Origin of the sequence: Biostraticola tofi (assembly GCF_004343195.1) — a bacterium.
GTDB lineage: Bacteria > Pseudomonadota > Gammaproteobacteria > Enterobacterales > Enterobacteriaceae > Biostraticola > Biostraticola tofi.
The window spans coordinates 1-2,004 of record NZ_SMCR01000028.1; the positions used below are offsets into that span (position 1 = coordinate 1).

4 protein-coding genes are annotated in these 2,004 nt (G+C 51.7%); 1 reads left to right on the plus strand and 3 read right to left on the minus strand.

What is annotated here, in order from left to right:
- Positions 1-221 (minus strand): hypothetical protein (locus EDC52_RS19740; RefSeq protein ID WP_131868050.1); only part of this gene is annotated, 221 nt, incomplete at its 3' end.
- A gap of 411 nt (positions 222-632) precedes the next feature.
- On the opposite strand from EDC52_RS19740, the gene EDC52_RS20500 reads away from it, so the two are divergent.
- On the plus strand, positions 633-686 hold the full coding sequence (locus EDC52_RS20500; RefSeq protein ID WP_407924239.1) for a hypothetical protein: 54 nt from the start codon (positions 633-635) through the stop codon (positions 684-686).
- A gap of 71 nt (positions 687-757) precedes the next feature.
- Here the strand turns inward: EDC52_RS20500 and EDC52_RS19750 are convergent, their stop codons facing one another.
- Positions 758-1,135: a hypothetical protein gene (locus EDC52_RS19750; protein ID WP_131868052.1), complete on the minus strand. Its 378-nt coding sequence runs from the start codon at positions 1,133-1,135 to the stop codon at positions 758-760.
- A 9-nt stretch (positions 1,136-1,144) separates the two neighbouring features.
- Positions 1,145-2,004 (minus strand): VENN motif pre-toxin domain-containing protein (locus EDC52_RS20375; RefSeq protein ID WP_196237783.1); only part of this gene is annotated, 860 nt, incomplete at its 5' end.

Sequence of the window (2,004 nt, forward strand, 5' to 3'; positions counted from 1 at the left end):
AGGGCCGACTTGATGCCGTCCAGCGCCGCCAGCCGGCCGTTGCTTTGCGTGCCGGCCTGGTTGATGGTGGTCACCGCCGTGTTGGCAATCCCGCCTACCAGGCCCGACAGCGCCAGGGTCAGGCCGCTTTGCATTTGATCCACCCGGTGGGTCTGGACGCTGTGGTTGTCGGCATGGCGGATAGCCACCTGCTGGCCATTGAGCGCGATATCTTTGCACACCAGCACATCCACGGCGGTGCGTCGGAGCGTACAACACCACGCAAGCGTGGCACTGCTATAGCGGCTTGAGCAGCAGATTTAGGTGATAAGCCATCTTCCGAAAGCCCGACAGAAGAAGATGATGGCCGAGATGCTGGACGCTGTGATTATGCAGGCGCAGCAGCAGGAGACAGGCAGCTGAAAGAGCGATTTTTAGCGCAGACTGACGGTGTCTCACCACCGACAGCCCGCTAACCACAACAACTATTAGGAGTTGTTTATGGCTAGGCAGCATCATAAGTCAGAACCCGCCACATCCCAAGCAACACCGCAGCCACATTGCGAGCGGCATTACAAAGTGGGCTACCGCCCTAACCTTGGCAGAGGCACGCCCAGCCGCAGCTTATTCTTAGCGGTCACTGGCTGGCGCAGATGGGGTTTGAGACCGGGCAGAAGATCGCCGTCCGGACAGAACCGGGGCAGTAGATTATCCGGTTGGCGAGGGGTAACTGACTAAGTTACATAGCTAAATCCCGGCATTAGGCCGGGATTTGTTATCAAGCGAACTCTTCTTCGAGTTTTTTTATAACTTGTTTGTATATATCAACCACTTCAGGAACACCATCACTTAGATCATCATGGAAGTACTCTTGGTAGAACTCTTCCGGCCAAAATGATATTCCATGTTCACTTCGCTTTCTAAGCTTCCAGTAAGAGGATAGACGATCATCAACAATATTAAACAAGCACATAGGTGCTGGAAAGATATAAAAATAAGGCATTTCTAAGATCGTCTGTCCCATCTGACAAGTGATACCTAAAACCGTGTATGTTTCACCAATTTCAAACGGATATTTAAAATCATTTTCCGTGGCGATACCTAACTTCAGTTTCTGGTTACTCGTTAGTCTATTTTCAATGCATGTTACTTTCATAAGAAATCATCATTTCAGTAATGGAATACTTTTAGGTTCAACCATCTGGCCTGTAACCGTATTTCGGTACGCATGGATTTCAAATACCGTGCCATCCGCAGCTTTGTAACTACTGCTGGTTATCTTACTCCAGTCAGAGGCATTACCCCCATATTCTGCAGCTAGACGAGGCGCATCACGAAGAGTTTTTTCGGCTCCAGATCCAGCTACTGGTTTCCCTCCATTTTTAGCAAGTTCTGCCAATTGCGCTTCGCTTGCTAGGGATTTATTCAGGTTCAAACCACTACTTGCGCTATGAGCAGAGCTGGTTATCGCTGACTCTGCCTTATTTACATCAGTTGCAACTACACCGCCCGGTACTTTCTTGCCCGGTACGATAATCCCCGCAAGCATCCCACCCGTGGCTTCCAGAGCAACCTGATTTCCTTCAGACGCCTGTTTAACAGTATCGGCTATGGCTGACCAGGTTTCACTCTTCATCAGCGCGGTAACTGTATCTGCAACCGCCTGATTTTTACCTGCCAGATCACTTAGCGCTTTATTACAGTAGCTGTCTCCCATAGCACAGGCTGTTAAAGCCATCGCGGCATCTGCACCATAATCCACTGTGCCTACTGCGGTATCTCCCAGATCGGCTGCTGCATTGATAACACCATTGACCGTTGCCGAGAGTCCACCTTCTCCCAGCTTTTCTCTGACTTGTTCTTTCAGGCTGGCTGCGCCCTGCTTGATACTTTCCCGCGCCTGATCCCCACTCAGCGAGTTATTCTCAATCGCATTCTTCCCCGCCTGCGCCCCCGCCACCGCGCTCGCCACATCGCCGCCGGCCAGGCCGCCTGCCAGCCCTGCCGCCAGCGTCCCCAACGCCG